The 21,655-nt window shown below is 33.5% G+C and carries 22 protein-coding genes and 2 pseudogenes; 15 read left to right on the top strand and 9 right to left on the bottom strand.

Translation table 11 applies throughout. The annotated features are described in order from the left end of the window. Window positions 1-44: 44 nt before the first annotated feature. The 12 genes from KKQ79_RS03695 (at window position 45) to trpA (ending at window position 10,558) form a co-directional block, all read left to right on the top strand. The gene (locus tag KKQ79_RS03695; RefSeq protein WP_213189037.1) at window positions 45-242 is read left to right on the top strand and encodes a hypothetical protein; all 198 of its coding nucleotides are present in this window, start codon (window positions 45-47) and stop codon (window positions 240-242) included. A 101-nt stretch (window positions 243-343) separates the two neighbouring features. Further along, window positions 344-2,263 (top strand): threonine--tRNA ligase, encoded by a 1,920-nt coding sequence (thrS, locus tag KKQ79_RS03690; RefSeq protein ID WP_213189036.1) that lies wholly within the window; start codon window positions 344-346, stop codon window positions 2,261-2,263. A gap of 137 nt (window positions 2,264-2,400) precedes the next feature. Beyond that, entirely contained in the window at window positions 2,401-2,931 is a 531-nt protein-coding gene (gene infC / locus KKQ79_RS03685; protein WP_069799165.1) for a translation initiation factor IF-3, read from the top strand. Between the two features lie 130 nt (window positions 2,932-3,061). Next, window positions 3,062-3,259 carry a 50S ribosomal protein L35 gene (gene rpmI / locus KKQ79_RS03680; RefSeq protein ID WP_069799163.1) on the top strand — a complete coding sequence of 66 codons (198 nt, stop codon included), beginning with the start codon at window positions 3,062-3,064 and terminating at the stop codon, window positions 3,257-3,259. 129 nt (window positions 3,260-3,388) lie between these two features. Beyond that, window positions 3,389-3,733 (top strand): 50S ribosomal protein L20, encoded by a 345-nt coding sequence (gene rplT, locus KKQ79_RS03675; protein ID WP_069799160.1) that lies wholly within the window; start codon window positions 3,389-3,391, stop codon window positions 3,731-3,733. A gap of 251 nt (window positions 3,734-3,984) precedes the next feature. Beyond that, complete coding sequence (locus KKQ79_RS03670) at window positions 3,985-5,418, top strand: anthranilate synthase component I family protein (RefSeq protein ID WP_213189035.1); 1,434 nt, start codon at window positions 3,985-3,987, stop codon at window positions 5,416-5,418. Further along, the gene (locus KKQ79_RS03665) at window positions 5,415-6,008 is read left to right on the top strand and encodes an anthranilate synthase component II (RefSeq protein WP_213189034.1); all 594 of its coding nucleotides are present in this window, start codon (window positions 5,415-5,417) and stop codon (window positions 6,006-6,008) included. The genes KKQ79_RS03670 and KKQ79_RS03665 overlap by 4 nt, the downstream gene beginning before the upstream one ends. Window positions 6,009-6,060: 52 nt before the next feature. Further along, window positions 6,061-7,050 (top strand): anthranilate phosphoribosyltransferase, encoded by a 990-nt coding sequence (trpD, locus tag KKQ79_RS03660; RefSeq protein ID WP_213189033.1) that lies wholly within the window; start codon window positions 6,061-6,063, stop codon window positions 7,048-7,050. A gap of 74 nt (window positions 7,051-7,124) precedes the next feature. Beyond that, window positions 7,125-7,901, top strand: coding sequence for an indole-3-glycerol phosphate synthase TrpC (gene trpC / locus KKQ79_RS03655; RefSeq protein WP_213189032.1), 777 nt, complete (start codon window positions 7,125-7,127; stop codon window positions 7,899-7,901). Window positions 7,902-8,013: 112 nt separating this feature from the next. Further along, window positions 8,014-8,634, top strand: a complete 621-nt coding sequence (locus tag KKQ79_RS03650) for a phosphoribosylanthranilate isomerase (RefSeq protein ID WP_213189031.1) — start codon at window positions 8,014-8,016, stop codon at window positions 8,632-8,634. After that, window positions 8,631-9,824, top strand: coding sequence for a tryptophan synthase subunit beta (gene trpB / locus KKQ79_RS03645; RefSeq protein ID WP_213189030.1), 1,194 nt, complete (start codon window positions 8,631-8,633; stop codon window positions 9,822-9,824). Before KKQ79_RS03650 ends, trpB begins: the two co-directional genes overlap by 4 nt. A gap of 2 nt (window positions 9,825-9,826) precedes the next feature. Then, a complete protein-coding gene (trpA, locus tag KKQ79_RS03640; RefSeq protein ID WP_213189029.1) occupies window positions 9,827-10,558 on the top strand; it encodes a tryptophan synthase subunit alpha in 732 nt (243 codons plus the stop codon). A gap of 29 nt (window positions 10,559-10,587) precedes the next feature. Here the strand turns inward: trpA and hisIE are convergent, their stop codons facing one another. The 8 genes and pseudogenes from hisIE to hisG (KKQ79_RS03600) form a co-directional block, all read right to left on the bottom strand. Further along, on the bottom strand, window positions 10,588-11,172 hold the full coding sequence (gene hisIE / locus KKQ79_RS03635) for a bifunctional phosphoribosyl-AMP cyclohydrolase/phosphoribosyl-ATP diphosphatase HisIE (RefSeq protein ID WP_213189028.1): 585 nt from the start codon (window positions 11,170-11,172) through the stop codon (window positions 10,588-10,590). Continuing rightward, window positions 11,169-11,921 carry an imidazole glycerol phosphate synthase subunit HisF gene (hisF, locus tag KKQ79_RS03630; protein WP_213189027.1) on the bottom strand — a complete coding sequence of 251 codons (753 nt, stop codon included), beginning with the start codon at window positions 11,919-11,921 and terminating at the stop codon, window positions 11,169-11,171. The genes hisIE and hisF overlap by 4 nt, the downstream gene beginning before the upstream one ends. A 3-nt stretch (window positions 11,922-11,924) precedes the next feature. Further along, window positions 11,925-12,635: a 1-(5-phosphoribosyl)-5-[(5-phosphoribosylamino)methylideneamino]imidazole-4-carboxamide isomerase gene (gene hisA, locus KKQ79_RS03625; protein ID WP_213189026.1), complete on the bottom strand. Its 711-nt coding sequence runs from the start codon at window positions 12,633-12,635 to the stop codon at window positions 11,925-11,927. Between the two features lie 65 nt (window positions 12,636-12,700). Beyond that, entirely contained in the window at window positions 12,701-13,285 is a 585-nt protein-coding gene (gene hisH / locus KKQ79_RS03620; RefSeq protein WP_213189025.1) for an imidazole glycerol phosphate synthase subunit HisH, read from the bottom strand. A 104-nt stretch (window positions 13,286-13,389) separates the two neighbouring features. Beyond that, window positions 13,390-14,487: a bifunctional histidinol-phosphatase/imidazoleglycerol-phosphate dehydratase HisB gene (hisB, locus tag KKQ79_RS03615; RefSeq protein ID WP_213189024.1), complete on the bottom strand. Its 1,098-nt coding sequence runs from the start codon at window positions 14,485-14,487 to the stop codon at window positions 13,390-13,392. Between the two features lies 1 nt (window position 14,488). After that, complete coding sequence (hisC, locus tag KKQ79_RS03610; protein ID WP_213189023.1) at window positions 14,489-15,517, bottom strand: histidinol-phosphate transaminase; 1,029 nt, start codon at window positions 15,515-15,517, stop codon at window positions 14,489-14,491. After that, the gene (gene hisD, locus KKQ79_RS03605; protein WP_213189022.1) at window positions 15,507-16,799 is read right to left on the bottom strand and encodes a histidinol dehydrogenase; all 1,293 of its coding nucleotides are present in this window, start codon (window positions 16,797-16,799) and stop codon (window positions 15,507-15,509) included. Before hisD ends, hisC begins: the two co-directional genes overlap by 11 nt. A gap of 45 nt (window positions 16,800-16,844) precedes the next feature. Next, window positions 16,845-17,258, bottom strand: a pseudogene (hisG, locus tag KKQ79_RS03600) (ATP phosphoribosyltransferase); the annotation flags it as partial. A 66-nt stretch (window positions 17,259-17,324) separates the two neighbouring features. Here hisG (KKQ79_RS03600) and KKQ79_RS03595 point away from each other — a divergent pair. Next, the gene (locus tag KKQ79_RS03595) at window positions 17,325-18,899 is read left to right on the top strand and encodes an IS1182 family transposase (RefSeq protein WP_213189007.1); all 1,575 of its coding nucleotides are present in this window, start codon (window positions 17,325-17,327) and stop codon (window positions 18,897-18,899) included. Window positions 18,900-18,989: 90 nt separating this feature from the next. On the opposite strand, the pseudogene hisG (KKQ79_RS03590) reads toward KKQ79_RS03595, so the two are convergent. After that, a pseudogene (gene hisG / locus KKQ79_RS03590) lies at window positions 18,990-19,439 on the bottom strand (ATP phosphoribosyltransferase); the annotation flags it as partial. 312 nt (window positions 19,440-19,751) lie between these two features. Here hisG (KKQ79_RS03590) and KKQ79_RS03585 point away from each other — a divergent pair. Next, window positions 19,752-20,567: a glycosyltransferase family 2 protein gene (locus KKQ79_RS03585; RefSeq protein ID WP_213189020.1), complete on the top strand. Its 816-nt coding sequence runs from the start codon at window positions 19,752-19,754 to the stop codon at window positions 20,565-20,567. 88 nt (window positions 20,568-20,655) lie between these two features. Next, a complete protein-coding gene (locus KKQ79_RS03580; RefSeq protein WP_213189019.1) occupies window positions 20,656-21,474 on the top strand; it encodes a glycosyltransferase in 819 nt (272 codons plus the stop codon). Window positions 21,475-21,655: the final 181 nt, after the last annotated feature.

The raw sequence follows: 21,655 nt of genomic DNA, 5'->3' as shown, positions 1-21,655 counted from the left end.
TTAGAATTTTCCAGAATTTTGAATAACTTAAAAATTCAAAAATCATGGAAAAAGATAAAAGAAAAAATACCGCAGAAAATAACGCGCAAAACGCTAAACAAAATCAAGATTTCCCTAATCTGCCTCAAACTCCAAGATTAGAAGGCGCTTCTAAAATTGAAGAAAAACAAGTCAAAAAAACTTCTAAACTTCACCAAGATGGCAGAACAGACAATACAGAACAAAATAAAACCGAAGCGTAATTTCTTCGGTTTTCTATTTTAAGTTCTAATATTAGCTCTGAATTTAAGAAACATCAAAAAAAATCCTTATTTTTGCACATTATTAAAATTAGGATTCCAAAATGATTAAAATTACTCTTCCAGACGGAAGCATTCGTGAGTTTGAAGGTGTAGTTACACCTCTAGAAGTTGCAAAATCTATCTCTGAAGGTTTGGCTAGAAACACTATTTCTGCTGTTGTAAACGGCAAACAAGTAGAAGTCACGACGCCAATTACAGAAGATGCTACGCTTACATTGCTCACCTGGAATGATGATTTAGGAAAGAAAGCTTTTTGGCATTCTTCAGCACACATTTTGGCTCAATCTATTTTAGATTTTTATCCAAATGCTAAATTAACCATCGGTCCTGCAATTGAAAACGGGTTTTATTACGATGTAGATTTCGGTGATGAATCTCTTTCTGAAAAAGATTTTGAAAAAATAGAGAAAAAAATGCTCGAAAACGCCAAAAAAGATGCGACTTTCAATCTTTATTCGGTTTCTAAAGCAGGTGCACTGAAAGAATATGCAGACAATCCATACAAAACTGAATTAATAGAAAATTTACAAGACGGCGAAATCACTTTCTGTACGCATGATAACTTTACAGACCTTTGTAGAGGTGGTCATATTCCAAGTACAGGAATCGTAAAAGCAGTAAAAATTCTTAATGCAGCAGGAGCATATTGGAGAGGAGACGAAAAAAACAAGCAATTGACTAGAGTTTATGGAATTTCTTTCCCTAAACAAAAAGAATTGACAGAATATCTAGAAAGATTAGAAGAAGCAAAAAGAAGAGACCACAGAAAACTAGGAAAAGAACTAGGGATTTTCGCTTTTTCTGAAAAAGTAGGTGCTGGTTTACCACTTTGGTTGCCAAAAGGAACTGCACTAAGAAAAAAATTAGAAAATTTCCTTTCAGAAGCTCAGAAAAAAGGTGGTTATGAATTTGTAATGACTCCTCATATTGGGAATATTGAATTGTACAAAACTTCTGGTCACTATGAGAAATATGGAGCAGATTCTTTCCAATCGATTAAAACTCCAAACGAAGGAGAAGAATTTTTCTTAAAACCAATGAACTGTCCGCATCACTGCGAGATTTATAAAACTTCTCAATGGTCTTATAAAGATTTACCTAAGAGATATGCAGAATTCGGAACAGTTTACAGATATGAGCAATCTGGTGAATTACACGGTTTAACCAGAGTAAGAGGTTTCACTCAAGATGACGCACACTTATTCTGTACACCAGACCAATTATTAAAAGAGTTTGAAGATGTAATTGACTTGGTTCTTTACGTTTTCAAAAGCTTAGGATTTGAAGATTTCGTGACTCAAGTTTCAATTAGAGACAAAGAAAACAGATCAAAATATATCGGTTCAGAAGAAAATTGGGAAAAAGCAGAAAATGCAATCATCACTGCTGCACAAAATAAAGGTCTTAAAACCATCGTAGAATATGGCGAAGCTGCATTCTACGGTCCTAAATTAGACTTTATGGTAAAAGATGCATTAGGCAGAAGTTGGCAGTTAGGAACCATTCAGGTAGATTACAATTTACCAGAGAGATTTGACCTTTGGTACACTGGTAATGACAATGAAAAACACAGACCAGTAATGATTCACAGAGCACCATTTGGTTCTATGGAACGTTTTATTGCAATTCTATTAGAAAACACTGCAGGAGATTTCCCACTTTGGCTAAGTCCAGACCAATTTATCATTCTGCCTATTTCTGAAAAATATGTAGATTATGCTAAAAAAGTTTCACAATTATTAGAAAATCACGATATTAGCGGATTAATTGACGACAGAAACGAAAAAACAGGTAAGAAAATTCGTGATGCAGAATTGAAGAAAATTCCGTTTATGTTAGTGGTAGGAGAAAATGAAGAACAGAACGGCACCATTTCTGTAAGAAGACGTGGAGAAGGTGATTTAGGAGCTATGAAATTAGAAGATTTCGTAACCTATTTCAAAGAAGCAGCAAAAATCTAAGAAATTTTAGATTTAATTATAGAAAAATTTTGTTTTAATTTAAAATTCAAAATCTATAATTTAAAATTTTTAAAAAGAATTAACTTTAAAATTATACAACTATAGCACAGAAATTTAACCACAGAGGAAGAGGACCAATGCGTCGCCCTGTACAAGAAGACTTACATCAAATTAACGAAAAAATCCGTGCAAAGGAAGTTCGTTTAGTAGGAGATAATGTAGAACCAGGAGTGTATCCTTTAGCAAGAGCTATTGCAATTGCTCAGGAACAAGATCTTGATTTAGTCGTTATTTCAGATAAAGCAGAACCTTATATCTGTAGAGTTCTTGAATACAAAAAATTTCTTTACGAACAAAAGAAAAAACAAAAGGAACTCAAGGCTAAGCAAGTAAAAGTTGTAGTTAAAGAAATCAGATTCGGACCTCAAACAGACGATCATGATTTCGAGTTCAAGAAAAAACATGCCGAGAAATTTTTAGAAGAAGGCTCTAAATTGAAAACGTATGTTTTCTTCAAAGGACGTTCTATTATCTTCAAAGACCAAGGTGAAATCTTACTTCTAAGACTCGCTCAAGAGCTAGAACACGTAGGAAAAGTAGACCAAATGCCTAAACTAGAAGGTAAGAGAATGATTATGATGATGAGCCCTAAAAAAGCAGCAAAATAATCTTTCAAAAGAAATAATTTTACATCAAGGGATTTCTCCTCTGAAATCTCTTGATTATAGTATTGCAGAGTATTATAAATTTTTATAATTTTGCAAACTCATTGATAACAAATACATAAAAAGCAAAACAATGCCAAAATTAAAAACGAAATCAGGTGCTAAAAAGCGTTTTGCTCTTACTGGTACAGGTAAGATCAAAAGAAAAAATGCTTACAAAAGCCACATCTTAACTAAAAAAGAAACGAAGCAAAAGAGAAATCTTACGCAAACTTCTTACGTTGCTACTGTGGATGAGAAAAGCGTTCTTCGCCAATTAGCAATTAAGTAGTTTTTATAAATCAATATTCGGTTTATAAGAATTCCTAAAAAATTCATTAAAAGTTAACCCTGAAACGGAGCCTATAAGAGAACTTTAAACGCAGTTCCGCCCTTTTCAAAAAAACAAAAAATTTAAATTATGCCAAGATCAGTAAACGCTGTAGCGTCTAGAGCGCGCAGAAAAAAAGTTTTAAAGCAGGCTAAAGGTTTTTTCGGTAGAAGAAAAAATGTTTGGACTGTTGCTAAAAATGCCGTAGAAAAAGCAATGCAATATGCTTACCGCGGTAGAAAAGAGAAAAAAAGAAGCTTCAGAGGACTTTGGATTACCAGAATTAACGCTGGAACTAGAGAACACGGAATGTCTTACTCTCAATTTATGGGAGCTCTTAAAAAGAACAACATCGAGCTAAACAGAAAAGTTCTTGCAGACCTTGCAATGAATCATCCAGAAGCTTTCAAAGCTGTTGTAGATCAAGTAAAATAATGTAAAACAAATTTGTTATCAATAATAAATCCTAAACTTTTTTAGTTTAGGATTTTTTTATTTCAAAAACTTTTATAAATTTGCCCCAATGAAAATGAATAGCAACAAAAATTGGTGGTGGCACTTATACTCTACGCTGAGTCTAAGATAATACTGCTATGCTTTGAATCTATAATAAAATAAAATTCATTTCATGAGAAGACTTCAGCGATTATACCGTTGAAGTCTTTTTTTTATTTAAATCTTTAATTATGCTGACAACCAACAACCAACAACCAACAACTAAAATAAAAACCTCTTCTAAATCATTGATGGGAGACCTTCATACAGCGATGGGAATTTATCTGAAACTCAGAGATAAATTCAGAGATACCATTCTACTGGAAAGTGCCGATCACAATGTAAATAACAACAGTTTTTCTTACATCGCTATCAATGCAATTGCAGGAGTAGAAATTAAAAATCTACAGGAAATGGAAGTGAAATTACCATTAACCGCTCCAGAAAAATATCAAATTCCAGAAAATTTCAACATCACTGAATATTTAGAAAATTTTTCCAAAAGTTTTGATTGCGAAAAGGTAAAAAATCCAGTTGAAAAAATGGCTCAAGGTTTATTTGGTTATACCAGTTTTGATGCCGTACAATTTTTTGAAACCATCCAATTCAAACCTCAAAGCAAGGAAGTAGAAATCCCAATTTTACGTTACAGATTTTATCAATATGTGATTGCTATTAATCATTTTAATGATGAAATGTTCCTCATCGAAAATAAAATTGATGGACTAAAATCTGAACTTTCAGAAATTGAAAGTATCATTCAAAATAAAGACGTTGCGCTCTACCCTTTCGAAAAAATAGACGAAGAAACCTCTAATTTAAGTGATGATGAATATAGATATTTGGTAGAATTGGCGAAGAAACACTGTTTCCGTGGAGATGTTTTCCAGTTGGTTTTAAGCAGAAGATTTGAACAAAAATTCAAAGGTGATGAGTTCAATGTTTACCGAGCTTTACGAAACATCAATCCTTCTCCTTACCTATTTTTCTTTGATTATGGCGATTACAAATTAATGGGCTCAAGTCCTGAAAGTCAGTTGATTATTCAAAATCATAAAGCTATAATTCACCCAATTGCAGGAACTTTCCGCAGAACTGGTGATACTAAAAAAGACTTACAATCGGTAGAAACCCTGAAAAAAGACCCGAAAGAAAACGCAGAACATACTATGTTGGTAGATTTAGCCAGAAACGATTTAAGCAAATTAGGAAAAAACGTAACGGTTTCTAAACTGAAAGAAATTCAATTGTTTTCTCACGTCATCCACATGGTTTCAGAAGTCACCGCAGAATTAGACGAAAAAACCAATCCTTATGAAATGATTGCGACTACTTTTCCGCAAGGAACATTGAGTGGCGCTCCAAAATATAAAGCTCTGGAGCTTATTGACGCTTACGAAAAAACTTCCCGCGGTTATTATGGCGGTTGTATTGGTTTTGTAGGGTTTGATGGAAGCTGCAACCAAGCCATTATGATTAGAACATTTTTAAGCAAAAATAATACGCTTTTCTATCAGGCTGGCGCTGGAATTGTAGCCAAATCTTCCGCAGAAAATGAGTTACAAGAAGTAAATAACAAACTAAATGCCTTGAAAATGGCAGTTAAAAAAGCAGAAAAATTATGAAAGTTTTAGTTTTCGATAATTACGATAGTTTCACCTATAATCTCGTTCAAATTGTAGAACAAATTTTGGGCGAAAAAGTAGATGTCTTCAGAAATGACGAAATTCCTTTGGAAGACATCAATCAATATGATAAAATCATCCTTTCTCCAGGTCCTGGCATTCCAGAAGAAGCAGGAATTTTGCTTGAAGTGATTAAAAAATATGCCCCTACAAAATCTATTTTTGGAGTTTGTTTGGGGCAACAAGCGATTGCCGAAGCTTTTGGCGGAAGTCTCATCAATCTTTCAGAAATCTATCACGGTGTTGCAACCGAAGCTAAACAAGTAAAACCTCACAAAATTCTAGAAAATTTACCCGAATTTTTAGAAGTGGGACGTTATCATTCTTGGGCGGTAAATCCTGACGATTTCCCAGAGGAATTAGAAATTACCTCTGTAGATGATTCTGGAATGATTATGAGCCTAAAACACAAGGAATACGATGTTCACGCGGTTCAATATCACCCTGAAAGTATCTTAACTCCAAAAGGAAGAAAGATTTTAGAGAATTTCTTAAAGTCGGAAGACGGAAGTCAGAAGTCAGAAGAATAAGTATAACCCTAAAAGCTTCCGACTTCAGACATCTGACTTCGGACTACATATTATGAAACAAATTTTACAATACCTTTTCAATCATCAAACTTTAACAAAAGCCGAAGCAAAGGCTATTATGATTGAAATTGCTCAAAATAAATTCAATGAAACAGAAGTTTCGGCGTTTATAACGGTTTTTATGATGCGAAGCATTACGCTAGAAGAAATGCAAGGTTTCCGTGAAGCTTTGCTAGATTTAGCGGTGAAAGTAGATTTAGGAACGCACGATTTAGTAGATATTGTAGGAACTGGCGGCGATGGAAAAAACACCTTCAACATTTCTACTTTGGCAAGTTTTATTGTGGCCGGAACAGGACAAAAAGTGGCGAAACACGGCAATTACGGAGTTTCTGCGATTTCTGGTTCTTCTAACGTGTTAGAAGAATTGGGCTATCAGTTCAAAGATAATCAGGAAGATTTAAAGAAAGATTTGGAAAAAGCCAACATCTGTTTTCTTCACGCTCCGCTTTTTCACCCAGCATTAAAAACGGTGGCTCCTTTGAGAAAAGGTTTGGGATTGAGAACATTTTTTAATCTTTTAGGACCATTGGTAAATCCTGCAAAACCAAAATTTTCTATGATTGGCGTTTACAGCTTAGAAATTGCGAGATTGTATCAATATATTTTGCAAAAAAACAACAAAGATTTTATGTTGGTTCACGCTTTAGACGGTTACGACGAGATTTCTTTGACAGGAGATAGTAAAATTTTCAACAAAAACGGTGAAGAAATTTTTTCAGCCGAAGAACTTGGATTTAAAAATATAGAAGCAGAAACCATTTTCGGTGGAAATACCAAAGAAGAAGCGTCCAAAATTTTCAGAAATATTTTAGAAGGAAAAGGAACGTATGAACAAAACGCTGTAGTTCTCTCCAATGCTGCAAAAGCACTTCAAAACACAGGAAAATACGAAAATTATGAAGCAAGTTTAGCTGCTGCAAAAGAGAGTTTAGAAAGCGAAAAAGCGCTAGAATGTTTGAATAAATTAATTATAAAATAAGTCTCGCGGATTATGCAGATTGTGTAGATAAAAAAATCTGTTTAATCTGTGAAATCAGCGAGAGAAAAAAAAACATGAATATTTTAGATAAAATAGTAGCTCGAAAAAAGGAAGAAATTGCTTTCTCAAAAAGTAAAATTTCTATTAATGAACTTAAAAATTCAGAATTTTTCGGGAGAGAAACTTTTTCTTTGAAAGAATCGGTAAAAGCCAGAAACGGAATTATTGCTGAATTCAAGAGACAATCGCCAAGCAAAGGAATCATCAATGACAAAGTATCGCCATTAGAAATCGTAACGAAATATGAAGAATTCGGCGCAAGTGGAATTTCAATTCTCACGGATAAAGATTTTTTCGGAGGTAGTTTTGAAGATATTTTGAATGTGAGAAGTTCTGTAAATATTCCGATTTTAAGGAAAGATTTTATGGTAGATGAATACCAATTTTACGAAGCAAAATCTATCGGTGCAGATGTTGTTTTATTGATTGCAGCGTGTCTTTCTCTTAATCAAGTTCAAGAATTTACAGCTTTAGCCCACGAATTGAATTTAGAAGTTTTATTGGAAATCCATACCAAAGAAGAACTGAAACATTTCAATTCTGACATTGATTTAGTTGGAATTAACAACCGAAATTTGAAAGATTTTAAGGTTGATTTGCAACATTCTGTCAATTTAAAAAACTTGCTCCCAAAAGGAACTTTATCTGTCGCAGAAAGTGGAATTTACAATTTAGAGGATTTTAAATTTCTAAAAGAAAAAGGATTTGACGCTTTCTTGATGGGCGAATATTTTATGAAAAACGAAAATCCGGGAAATAAATTCAAAGAATTTGTTGATGTGATAATTTGATGATTTGGTAATGTGTTACTGTTATGATTATTAATTTTTCATCAATAGGAAAGGGCTTTAGCCCGTTTTAAAAATTAAAAAAAACAAATTGGCTTTAGCCAAAACTTATATTATGAAACTGAAAGTTTGTGGACTTACAAAAATGGATCAAATTCAAGAATTAATATCTTTGAACACCGATTTTTTAGGCTTTATATTTTATGAAAAATCCCCGAGATTTGTTTTGAATCATTTAAGCTTAGAAGGAATTTTAGCAATCAATCATCAAGGAAAAGTAGGCGTTTTTGTGAATGAAACGATTGAAAAAATTGCCGAAATTTCAGAAAAAGCAAAACTCAATTTTATTCAATTGCACGGAGATGAAGATGAAGAATTTATTTTAAGTTTGAGCCAAAGGTTAAGCAAAGATGTAAAAATCATCAAAGTTTTCAGAGTTGGAACCCAAAACTTGAAACTTGAAACTTGGAACTTGGAACAAATATACTATTTCCTTTTCGATACCGATTCTAAAGCTTTTGGCGGAACAGGAAAAACCTTTGATTGGCAAATTCTCAACGAAATAGAAATTCCAAAACCTTATTTTTTGAGTGGCGGAATTTCTTTGGAAAACATCCATCAACTATCAACCATCAACCAACAACCAATTGTCTTAGATATCAACTCAAAATTTGAGACAGAATCCGGAATTAAAAACCTAGAAAAAATAAAAATATTTAAATCATTACTAAAATGACAACATATAGAAACCCCGACGAAAACGGATATTACGGAGAATTTGGAGGCGCATTTGTTCCAGAAATGCTCTATCCAAACGTGGAAGAACTTCAACAAAATTATATAGAAATTATAGAATCTGAAGAGTTTAAAAAAGAACTCAATGATTTGCTTAAAAATTATGTTGGCAGGGCTACTCCACTTTATTTTGCCAAAAATTTAAGCGAAAAATATGCCACAAACGTTTACTTAAAACGCGAAGATTTAAATCACACTGGTGCGCATAAAATCAATAACGCTCTCGGACAAGTTCTTCTCGCCAAAAAACTAGGAAAAAAGAGAATTATCGCGGAAACTGGCGCTGGTCAACATGGCGTTGCAACGGCTACAGCTTGTGCTTTGATGAATTTAGAATGCATCGTTTACATGGGCGAAATCGATATTGCGAGACAAGCTCCAAATGTTGCCAGAATGAAAATGCTCGGTGCAAAAGTTGTTCCTGCAACTTCGGGTTCTAAAACTCTGAAAGACGCTGTAAATGAAGCTTTAAGAGACTGGATTAACAACGCTACAACTACCCATTACATCATCGGAAGCGTAGTTGGTCCGCATCCTTTTCCTGATTTGGTGGCGAGATTCCAGAGTGTGATTTCTGAGGAAATTAAATGGCAATTGAAAGAGAAAATAGGAAGAGAAAACCCAGATTACGTCATTGCTTGTGTTGGTGGCGGCAGCAATGCAGCAGGAACTTTCTACCATTTTGTAGATGAACCTTCGGTAAAAATTATTGCAGCGGAAGCTGGTGGTTTTGGTGTAAATTCTGGAAAATCTGCAGCCACAACTTTCTTGGGAACAACAGGCGTTTTGCACGGTAGCAAAAGCATTGTGATGCAAACCAATGATGGACAAGTTATCGAGCCGCATTCTATTTCTGCAGGGTTAGATTATCCAGGAATTGGGCCTTTTCACGCGAATTTATTTAAAAATAATCGTGCAGAATTTTTCAGCATTAATGATGACGAAGCGCTAGAATCTGCTTTTGAACTCACCAAATTAGAAGGCATCATTCCTGCTTTAGAAAGTTCTCACGCTTTGCAAGTTTTGAAAAAGAAAAATTTTCAAAAAGACGATGTGGTGGTGATTTGTTTGAGTGGACGTGGAGATAAAGACATGGAAACTTATTTGAAAGAATTGAAAATTGAAAATTAAAAATGAAAAAATTAAATATATATTTCACTGCCGGAATTCCTACTTTAGAAGATACTGCAGAAATTATGAAAACCATCCAGAATTCTGGCGCAGATATGATGGAAATCGGGATGCCTTATTCTGATCCTGTTGCTGATGGACCAGTTATTCAAGGTGCACACGAATTAGCACTTTCTAACGGAATGACCATCGCTCAACTTTTTTCTCAACTGAAATCGGTGAAAGATGAAATCAAAATTCCTGTGATTTTAATGGGTTACATTAACCCTGTTTTAAGTTTCGGTTTTGAAAAATTCTGCGAAGAATGTGCCAATTCTGGAGTTTCAGGATTAATTATTCCAGATTTACCACCGATTGAATTTGAAAAAAATTATCAACCTATTTTAGAGAAATATGGATTGAATTTTACCTTTTTGGTGACTCCAGAAACTTCGGAAGAACGCATCAAATGTTTAGATTCTTTGAGTTCAGGATTTTTATACGCTGTTTCTAGTTCATCTACCACAGGAAACGAAAATAAAGAAGTGAAAAATGATGAATACTTAAATAAATTGGCTTCCATCAACCTTGAAAATCCTGTAATGATTGGTTTCGGAATTAAGAACAAAACTGATTTCGAACAAGTTACCGAAAAATCACAAGGCGGAATTATAGGAACTGCATTTGTGAAAATTCTTTTAGAAAATAAAGATTGGAAAGAAAAAGCGGAAGCTTTCATCAAATCTATCAAATAAAAAAACAGAGCAAATTGCTCTGTTTTTTGTTAATGTCTTCCTCTCAAAACTTCTTCAATATCTTTTAATTTGAAATTTTTAGCTTTCAATAAAATTAAAAAGTGATACAATAAATCTGCTGCTTCATTTTTGAACAAGTCATCGTTATTATCTTTTGCCTCAATTACCAATTCTACTGCTTCCTCTCCTACTTTTTGAGCCACTTTATTGATGCCTCTTTGATAAAGTTTTGAAGTATAAGAACCTTCTACATTTTCATCAATTCTTTGGTTGATAATCGATTCTAATTCATACAAAAAACCTTTGGTATCTTTTTCTCCGAAACAACTGAAATTACCAGTATGACAAACCACATTTGTTGGTTTTACTTTGATGAGTAAAGTATCATCATCACAGTCTTTTTCGATGCTTTTTACATATAAATAATTTTCAGAAGATTCTCCTTTTAACCAAATTCTATCTTTGGTTCTGCTAAAAAAGTGAACTTTTCCTGTTTCCTCTGTTAATTTTAGAGCTTCTTCGTTCATAAAACCGAGCATTAACACTTGTAATGTGGTTTCGTCTTGTATAATTGCAGGAATTAAACCTCCTGATTTTTCGTAATCTAAATTCATCTTATGGCAATATTTTGTTGTTTTAAAACTTGTTTTAAATCGTTGATGTTAATTTCTCCAAAGTGGAAAATACTTGCTGCTAAAGCTCCTGTAGCTTTGGTTTCGTTAAAAACTTCTGTGAAATCTTCAATTTTTCCAGCGCCTCCAGAAGCGATAATGGGAATATTGACAATATTAGAAATTTCATTGAGCAATCTCACATCGAAACCTTGTTTTGTTCCATCAAAATCCATTGAAGTCAACAAAATTTCTCCAGCTCCTAATTCTTCTACTTTTTTTGCCCAATCGTGGGTTTTATAGTCGGTTTTTATTCTTCCACCGTTCACAAAAACGTAATCTTCATCTCCAAATTGTTTAGAATCTATCGCCACCACTACGCATTGACTCCCGAATTTATCTGCAAAAGTTTTAATTAAATCAGGATTTTTCACCGCCGAAGAATTGATGCTGATTTTATCTGCGCCTGCTTTCAAAAGATTATCAACATCAGAAATTTCTGAAATTCCGCCTCCAACAGTAAACGGAATATTGATTTCCTCAGCAATTTTCTCCACCAACTGAACCAAAGTTTTTCGATTTTCGTGAGTTGCGGTAATATCTAGAAAAACCAGTTCATCTGCACCCTCATCTACATAACTTTTTGTCAATTCCACAGGATTTCCTGCATCTATCAAGCCAACAAAATTAACACCTTTTACGGTTCTTCCGTCTTTTATATCCAAACAAGGAATGATTCTTTTTTTGAGCATTTTTTAAATTTTTGACAGTTGTTCTAATGAAATTCTTCCTTCATAAATAGCTTTACCAATGATGGTTCCAGCACAACCTATTTCTTTCATTTTTTGTACATCTTCTATGTTCGAGATTCCACCACTTGCAATCAATTCAATCGTTGAATTTTCTATAATTTCTTGATACAATGCAGTGGACGGACCTTGCAACATTCCGTCTTTTGAAATATCGGTACAAACCACTTCTCTGAAGCCTTTCTTCTGATATTCTTTAATGAAATCTACCACATCTGTTTCAGAATTTTCTAGCCAACCTGAAGTTTTGATTTTTCGATCCAAACAATCTGCTCCCAAAATCAATTTTTCAGCACCAAATTGCTCTAACCAAGCCAAACACAACTCTGGATTTACCACAGCAATACTTCCTAAAGTTACCTTTTTTGCACCGCTATCAAAAGCTTTTTGCAAATCTTCTTCAGAACGAATTCCACCTCCAAAATCGATGATGAGATTGGTCTTTTTAGCGATGTTTTCAATCACTTTTTGGTTGATGATTTTCTTGGCTTTTGCACCGTCTAAGTCCACCAAATGCAAATATTGAATCCCGAAATCTTCAAATTCTTTGGCTACTTCTACTGGATTTTCGTTGTATATTTTTTTGGTATCATAATCACCTTTAGAAAGTCTTACACACTTTCCTTCGATGATGTCTATTGCAGGAATAATTTTCATATTTTTTATTTACGAAGTACGATTTATGAATCACGATTTTATTTTTTTAATCTAAAATCGTAAATCTAAAATCTTAAATTTAAAAAGTTTTCTAATAATTTAAAACCAGCATCTCCAGATTTTTCTGGGTGAAATTGAGCTGCATAGAAATTGTCTTTTTCCAAAGTAGCACTGAAAGGCGTAATATAATCACAAACCGATGTTGTACTTTCACCAACTTCTGCATAATAACTGTGAACGAAGTAAAAATTATCCATTTCTGATATATTTTCCAATAATTTTCCTTTTATTTCAGCAACATTATTCCATCCCATATGTGGAACAATGTCAGAATTCGGGAACAATTTCACCTCACAATCAAAAATTCCCAATGCTTTTGTATTGCCTTCTTCCGAAGCATTACACATCAGTTGCATTCCAAGACAAATTCCCAAAACAGGTTGTTTTAAATTCGGAATAACTTTATCTAAACCTCTCTCCTGAAGTTTTTTCATCGCCGAAGAAGCTTCTCCAACTCCTGGAAAAATCACTTTATCAGCGTTTTTTATCGTTTGGATATTAGAAGTAATCACCGCTTCAAAACCTAATTTTTTCAAGGCATTTTGAACGGATTTTACATTTCCTGCATCGTAGTCTATAATTGCTATCATAATTTTTGGTTGATGGTTGTCAGTTGATGGTTGTTAGTTGATGATAAAAATTTCTATTTACAATAATTAAATCTATCAACCGATAACCATTAACTATCAACTATTTATAAAGTTCCTTTTGTACTTGGAAGGTTGAAATTTTGGTCGGTTTGTGCTACTGCATTTCTTAAAACTTTCGCAAAAGCTTTGAAAATACTTTCTATTTTGTGGTGTTCATTTTCTCCTTCCACAGAAATATTCAGGTTACATTTTGCACTGTCTGAAAACGATTTGAAGAAATGATAAAACATTTCTGTTGGCAGTTCTCCAATTTTTTCACGCTTAAATTCTGCATTCCAAACAATCCAAGGTCTTCCACCGAAATCAATCGCCACTTGTGCCAAACAATCATCCATTGGCAAAACGAAAGCATATCTTTCAATGCCTTTTTTGCTTCCTAAAGCTTGTAAAAAACAATCTCCCAAAACGATGGCAGTATCTTCAATCGTATGATGTTCATCTACTTCTAAATCGCCATTTACTTTTACAAATAAATCAAAATTTCCGTGTTTTGAAATTTGTTCTAACATATGATCAAAGAACTTCAAACCCGTATCAATACTAGATTTTCCGCTTCCATCAAGATTTAATTCTACCGAAATATCAGTTTCTTTGGTTGTTCTTTTTACTTTCGCTTTTCTTGGAATTTGTTTAAGATATTGATAGATTTCGTCCCAACTTTTTGTAGAAAAAGTAGCTTCATCATTGGTTTCATCTGAAATAAAAATAGATTTTGAACCAAGATTTTTCGCCAATTCTACATCGGTTTTTCTATCTCCAATCACAAAAGAATTTTCTAAATCGTAATTTCCGAAAATGTATTTTTGAAGCATTCCTGTTCTAGGTTTTCTGTTCGGAGAATTATCGTGCTCGAAACTTTCATCTATAAAAACATCAGAGAAGAAAATTCCTTCATTTTCGAAAGCTTTCATCATTTTTTCTTGAGGTTTAATAAAATCTTCATACGGAAAGCTCTCAGTTCCCAAACCGTCTTGATTGGTCACCATTACCAATTCGTAATCCAATTCTTTGGCAATTTTGGATAAATTCTGAAAAACTCTTGGATAAAATTCCAGTTTTTCTAAAGAATCAACCTGAAAATCAATGGGTGGTTCTATAATTAAAGTTCCGTCTCTATCGATGAATAATACTTTTTTCTTCATTTTACTTTTTATAATTTTTCAAGGTTTCTATTAATTTTTGATTTTCTTCTTTTGAGCCTACGTTTATTCTCAACGCATTTTCAATTTGAGGATGTCTCAGACTGGTCAAGATATTCTGAGCTAGCAAAAATTCATATATTTCTATTGGATTTTCTACTTTGATTAAGAAAAAATTGGCTTCTGTATGATAGATTTTTTTCACAAAATCCAATTGATTCAGTTGAACTTTTAGAAACTCTCTTTCTGCTAAAATTTGTTCCAGATTTTCTTTAAAAACTTTTTCATCATTAAGTTGTCTCAAAGCTATTTTTTGGCTTAAAGAATTCACGTTATAAGGACCTTTTATGGTATTCATCAAAGTAGCGATTTCTGTAGAAGCTGCGCCAATTCCAATTCTCAAACCTGCCATTCCATGAGCTTTAGAAAGAGTTTGCAGAACTATAAGATTTGGATATTTCGCTAACCAAGAAATTGCTGATTTTCTAGAAGAAAATTCTATGTAAGCCTCATCTAAAACCACAATTCCCGAGAAATTTTCAATGAAAAACTCTAAATCTGCCAATTCATTTCCTGTAGGATTATTGGGTGAACAAAGAAATAAGACCTTCAAATTTTCATTCTGAATTTTTTGTAAAAAATCTTCTTTATCAATTTGAAAATTTTCATCTAATTCTAAAACATTAACTTTATTATCATTGATTTTAGCATAAAAAGAATACATCACAAATGATGGATTCATGACCAAAATTTCATCTTTTTTGGGTTCACAAAAAGCTTTGATAATCAAGTCTATCAATTCATCACTTCCATTCCCGATGAAGAGATTCTTTGGGTTGATATTTTTAAGTCCACTTAATTTTTCCTTTAGTTTTTTTTGTGTAGAATCTGGATAACGATTGTATTCACCGAAAGGATTTTCGTTGGCTTCTAAAAAAACAGGCGCATCAAAATCTAGACTATCACGAAGCGTAGAATAAGGTTTTAGATTTTTAAGATTTTCTCTTATCAAATTTTCGAGTTTAAATTCCATTTTCTAATTTTTTTAAGCGTAATGTAACTGCATTTTTATGCGCAAAAAGTCCTTCTTCTGCTGCCATTTTTTCAATCGTTTTCCCAAGATTCTGAATTCCTTTTTCAGAAATTTTTTGAATGGTAATTTTCTTCACAAAACTATCTAAAGAAACACCACTGTAAGCTCTCGCATTTCCGTTGGTTGGTAAAGTGTGATTGGTTCCACTGGCATAATCTCCTGCACTTTCTGGCGTATAATTCCCTATGAAAATAGAACCTGCATTGGTAATTTCTGATAAAATATTTTCAGGATTTTCAATGAAAAGAATTAAGTGTTCTGGTGCATATTCATTGCTCAATTCAATACATACTTCTATGGAATTTAAGAGGATAAAACTACTGTTTTCTAGAGCTTTTTCTGCGATATCTTTTCTAGGTAAATCTTGTAATTGAGCTTCGGTTTCCTGTTTTACTTTTTCTAAAATTTCTTTAGAAGTCGTCAAGAAGACCACCTGAGAATCTACTCCATGTTCTGCCTGAGAAAGTAAATCTGCTGCTACAAAACTTGGATTAGCGGTTTCATCTGCGATGACCAAAACTTCACTCGGTCCAGCTGGCATATCAATCGCAATTCCTAATTTTTGAGCAAAAATCTTGGCTTCGGTTACAAATTGATTTCCTGGCCCGAAAATTTTAAAAACTTTCGGAACAGTTTCCGTACCTAAACTCAGTGCAGCAATGGCTTGAGCTCCACCCACTTTAAAAATTTTAGAAACTCCGCAAACGTTGGCAACATATAAAATAATAGGATTAATTTTTCCATTTTTCTGAGGTGGTGAACACAAAATAATCTCTTTACAACCCGCAATTTGTGCTGGAACCGCTAACATTAAAACCGTAGAAAAAAGTGGCGCAGTTCCTCCTGGAATGTACAAGCCAACTTTATCAATCGCTCTGCTTTCTCGCCAACAAACTACTCCTTCTGTTGTTTCTATTTTTTTGGGAACTTCTTTTTGAGATTGGTGAAATATTTCAATATTATTTTTTGCTGTATTGATTGCAATTTTCAGTTCTTCATCTACCAAACTGATGGCTTCTATAATTTCTTGCTCAGAAACTTCAATGGTATCTAAAACTTGATTGTCAAATTTTTCAGCGTAAAATTTCAAAGCATTATCGCCTTCATTTTCTACTTTTTCGAAAATTCCTTTGATAAGATTTTCGATGTCATTTTTTTCAAAAACAGGTCTTTTGGTAAGACTGCTGAATGTATTTTTAGGTGGAAATTCTATTATGTTCATAATTAATTGTAAAGTTGTGAAGTCGTACAGTCGTTGAGTTGTAAATTATAGAATCATCTTTTCGATTGGAATAATAAGAATGCCTTCTGCACCAGCTTTTTTGAGTTGGTCTATAACTTCCCAAAATCTTTTTTCTTCAATCACAGAGTGCAAACTGCTCCAACCCTCTTCTACCAAAGGTACGATGGTAGGACTTTTCAACATTGGCACAATGCTAGAAACCTCTTGAATTTTTTCATTAGGAACGTTCATCAAGATATATTTGGTGTTTTTAGATTTCAAAACGGCCTGAATTCTGAATAAAAGTCTCTCTAAAATTTCTAATTTTTCAGCAGAAAGATTTTTATTTTTTGCCAAAACTGCCTCAGATTTTAGAATAGTTACAGTTTCTCTAAGACCATTTTTAAAAAGTGTACTTCCTGAGCTTACAATATCACAAATTCCGTCTGCTAATCCCATGTGCTTGTTGCACAACTCAAATATACAAAAATTTGTATAAAAATTGGATATTTCGTAAATTTAAATATGCAAGGAAAGAAGAGTTTTACGCCCCAATTATTTGTTTCGGTTAATTTGTTGGATTTGGTTCCAGAGGATAATTTTTACAGAAAATTGCAAACCGAACTCAATTTACATTTCATTTACAAAGCTACTCAAAAGTATTATGGCAAAGAAGGCCAAGAGAGTATAGATCCTGTAGTTTTCTTTAAGATATTGTTGGTGGGATATTTGAATAACATCAATAGTGATCGACAATTAATTGCTTTTTGTAGTGATAGCTTGTCGATACGATTGTTTTTAGGTTATGATGTACATGAGCAGCTTCCTTGGCACAGTACCATTAGCCGAACTCGCAATTTATATGGCGAAGAAGTGTTTTTAAACTTGTTTAAAGAAGTCTTGAGAATGTGCGTTTCTAAAGGCATGGTTCGTGGTAAACGACAAGCGGTGGACAGCGTTTTCATCAAAGCCAACGCCAGTATGGATAGTTTGGTAGAGAAGGAAGTTTTGGAAGATGCCAGTGCTTTTGTAAACGAATTAGAAGAAAACAGCGAATACAAAGTAACTTCCACCCGCAAGAAACTGGTAGAACGCCACCACGATTGGAAAGCAGAAGCGTATAAAGGAATGCCAGCAAATAGCAACAGCAATCAAACCGACGAAAACGGCAATCTCATCCGTCCCAAATACTTGTCTAATCACACCCATTATTCTCCCACAGATACAGATGCCAGAGTAAGCGTAAAACCTGGCAAAGCGAGACAATTAAATTATTTTGGACAAATCGCAGTAGACGATGCGCACCATGTCATTACAGGAGCGTGTTCTGATTTTGCTGATAAACGCGACAGTCAATGTTTAGAACAAATTGTAGAACTTACCGAAGAAAACTTAAAAGAAAACGGAATCGAACTCGAAGAACTCTTAGCCGATGGTGGTTACAGCAGTGGTGAAGCATTGGCGTATTTACATGAAAAAAACATCAACGCTTACATCCCAAACTTCGGACAATACAAACCCGAGCGAGAAGGTTTTACCTTCAACAAAGAAGAAAATTATTACCAATGCACAAAACCCGAAGGCAACCAAGCGAAACTGCTTTTCAAAGGCGAAAAAAGGGATAGTAAAGGCTACACCAAACGAACGTACCGAAGTAGCGAAACAGATTGCAAAAACTGTCCACTAAGAGAACAATGCTGTGGCAAAAGCACCAAGTTCAAAAAATTAGACGACAGCATCCACAAAGAACATTACGACCGCATGCACCAAAAACTCACCCAAAACGAGAAATATGCCAAGAAAATGGTAAAAGTGCGAAGTAAAACAGTAGAACCCGTGATAGGAACGTTGGTCAACTTTACGAACATGAAGAGAGTCAATACACGAGGCATCAAAAACGCAAACAAACACGTATTAATGGCAAGTTTAACCTACAACTTGAAAAAATACTTACGCTTTATCACCAAAAAACCGAGTGTTTTAGCCCAAGTTCTATCTCTAAAACAAGGGAAGAACTTTGCTTTTATAAAATCAGTCTTCCCAAGCATCAATAACTCAATTTTAAGCACCCCAAATTTTATGATTTTGAATCTTAATTAAAAAATAAACCTCTCTAAAATTGCTTCTAAAGAGGTCAAAATTTTATGTTTTTGAAAACTATTTTCTAAAAAAAGGAGTTGTGCAACAGCTACCCATGTTTGGAGCAATTTCTACGGAACCAGAAATCACGTGAATTTCTGCTTCAATATTGTTTTCGGATAAGAAATTTTTAACGGTATTTGGATAAGAAGTCGCTATTTTTTTGCCTTGGAAATACGTTACATCATCAGTTTCTACCTCTTTTGGAACGGCTAAAGAAACTCTACATTTAGAAAAACCTAATTTCTGAACGATTTCGATGTCTTTTTGCTTTTCGATGAGTAAATTTTCGCCCACGATGGCTACATCTACCACTCCATCTTCTACATATTGAGGAATATCTGAATTTCTAAGAAAATAGATTTCGATAGGGAAATTTTCTACTTGAACTTTTAATTGGTCTTTGCCATTATCATAAGAAATCCCGCAATCTTTGAGAAGTTTAATAGAATCTTCGAAAAGTCTTCCGCTTTTTTGAACTGCAATTTTAAGTGAACTCATTTTTTGATTTTATTTTTTAAGCCTCGAGTTCTGCAGTAATGAAAAAGAAAAATCCGCCTGAAAAACTCAAGGCGGATCGTAAATATTTTATTAACTATAATACATGATACATTATCAACTCGCCTTTAGATGAGATGATGATGATGATGGATTAAGTTTAAATTTTTCATTTTTTGTCTAATTCTTTTGCAAATATAGAGATTTTTTTGAAAATGGAAATTATTTTCAAATTTTTGAACGTAACAAATATCGTTCTGCGGAATTTTTGAATATTAGGCTAAAAAAGTATCTTTGTGACGAAATATAAAAAATATGAAAGCATCGGTAATTTTTAGTACCTATAATTCGGAAGAATGGCTAGAAAAAGTGATTTGGGGATTTAGCGTACAAACTACCAAAGATTTCGAAATTATTATTGCTGATGATGGTTCTAGAGAAGCCACAAAAAACTTGATTGAGAAATACAAAACTGAACTCGACATTCCTATTATTCATGTTTGGCAAGAAGACAATGGTTTTCAGAAATCGCAGATTCTAAATAAAGCCATCCTTGCTTCTACTACGGATTATTTGATTTTTACTGATGGAGACTGTATTCCCAGAAAAGATTTTGTAGAAACTCACCTTAACAATAGAGAATCGGGAAGGTTTTTATCGGGAGGCTATTTCATGTTGCCCATGAATATTTCAAAACTCATCAGCAAAGAAGATGTGCTTTCACAAAAGTGTTTTGATGTGAATTGGTTAACCCAAAATGGATTGAAAAAATCTTTCAAAAACAATAAACTGCCTGCTAAAGCTTTCAAAGCGAAACTCCTCAATTTTTTAACCCCTACTAAACCATCTTGGAATGGTCATAACGCTTCTGGTTGGAAAAAAGATTTGGTTAAAATCAATGGATTCAACCAAGAGATGCAATATGGTGGACAAGACCGAGAATTAGGAGAAAGGCTGGAAAATTTAGGAGTTAAGGGAAAACAAATAAGATACAGCGCAATTTGCGTGCATCTAGACCATGCAAGAGGTTATGTAAATCCTGAAACTTGGGCAAAAAACAATGCCATCAGAAAAAACACAAGAGACCAAAAACTGACTTGGACTGAACAAGGAATCACCACCAATTTATAAGCATGAAATCGCCATAATTAGAAAACACAAACGCTAATGAAGAATCAGCGATTGCATATGACCTTAAAAAAACAATAAGTAACTACATATGAAAACAGCACTTATCATTTCTGTATATAAAAATACTGCCGATTTAGCCGTCGTTTTAAAATCTGTAGAGCAACAAAGTGTTTCTGACTTTATAACTGTGATTTCCGAGGATGGAAACAGTACAGAAATGGCTGATTTTGTAAAAAATTACAGTGGTAAATTAGATTTAATTCACTTAACACAAGAAGATCTAGGTTGGCAAAAAAATAAAGCGCTCAACAATACCATTAGAACAATAGATGCTGATTATTTTATTTTTATAGATGGTGATTGCGTTTTACACCCAAATTTTATAGAAAATCACTTAAAATTTGCTCGAGAAGATAGAATTTTAGCGGGTAAAAGAATCAAGCTCGGCCCTAATTATTCTGACCAATTAAGAAATGCAAAAACGGTTTCTGAATTTGCAAAAGTGATTCTCCCCGAGATAAAATCCATCAAAAAAGATGGTGCAAAATTCTATGAAGAAGGAATTTACATTTCACCAAAATCTATCTTTTCTTTCATTGCTTACCTTAGAAAAATGAGCCAAATAAAAGGTTGTAATTTTTCTTGTTACAAATCAGCATTGGAAAAAATTAATGGGTTTAATGAAGATTATGTTTTGCCTGCAATTGGTGAAGATATTGACTTAACTTGGCGTTTTGAGGGAATGGGTTACCACTTGTATTCGCTTAGAAATTTTGCAGTACAATATCACCTTTATCACAAAGAAAATTGGAGCGACCAAAGTGTGAATGAAGCCATTATGAAAGAAAATCAAAGGCTAAAAAGATACGTAACGCTTAATGGATTGAAAAAATTAGAAGAAAATTAATAAACCATCGTCATCAGAAAAATCTAATTTATTTTTAAACGCAAAGATTAATTGCATAAAACAAAAATAATCAAGAAAGCAAAGTTAAAATTCGCTAGCGAATTGAAGAAGCTAAGAGTTTTAGATTGAAAAAAAATAAAGTAAATAATTGAAATTCTTTGTGTTTTATGAATAAAAGACA

This window comes from Cloacibacterium caeni (assembly GCF_907163125.1).
Taxonomy (GTDB): domain Bacteria; phylum Bacteroidota; class Bacteroidia; order Flavobacteriales; family Weeksellaceae; genus Cloacibacterium; species Cloacibacterium caeni_B.
The sequence above is the reverse complement of the archived record's forward strand: the minus strand, read 5'-3'. Positions and strand labels throughout refer to the sequence as shown.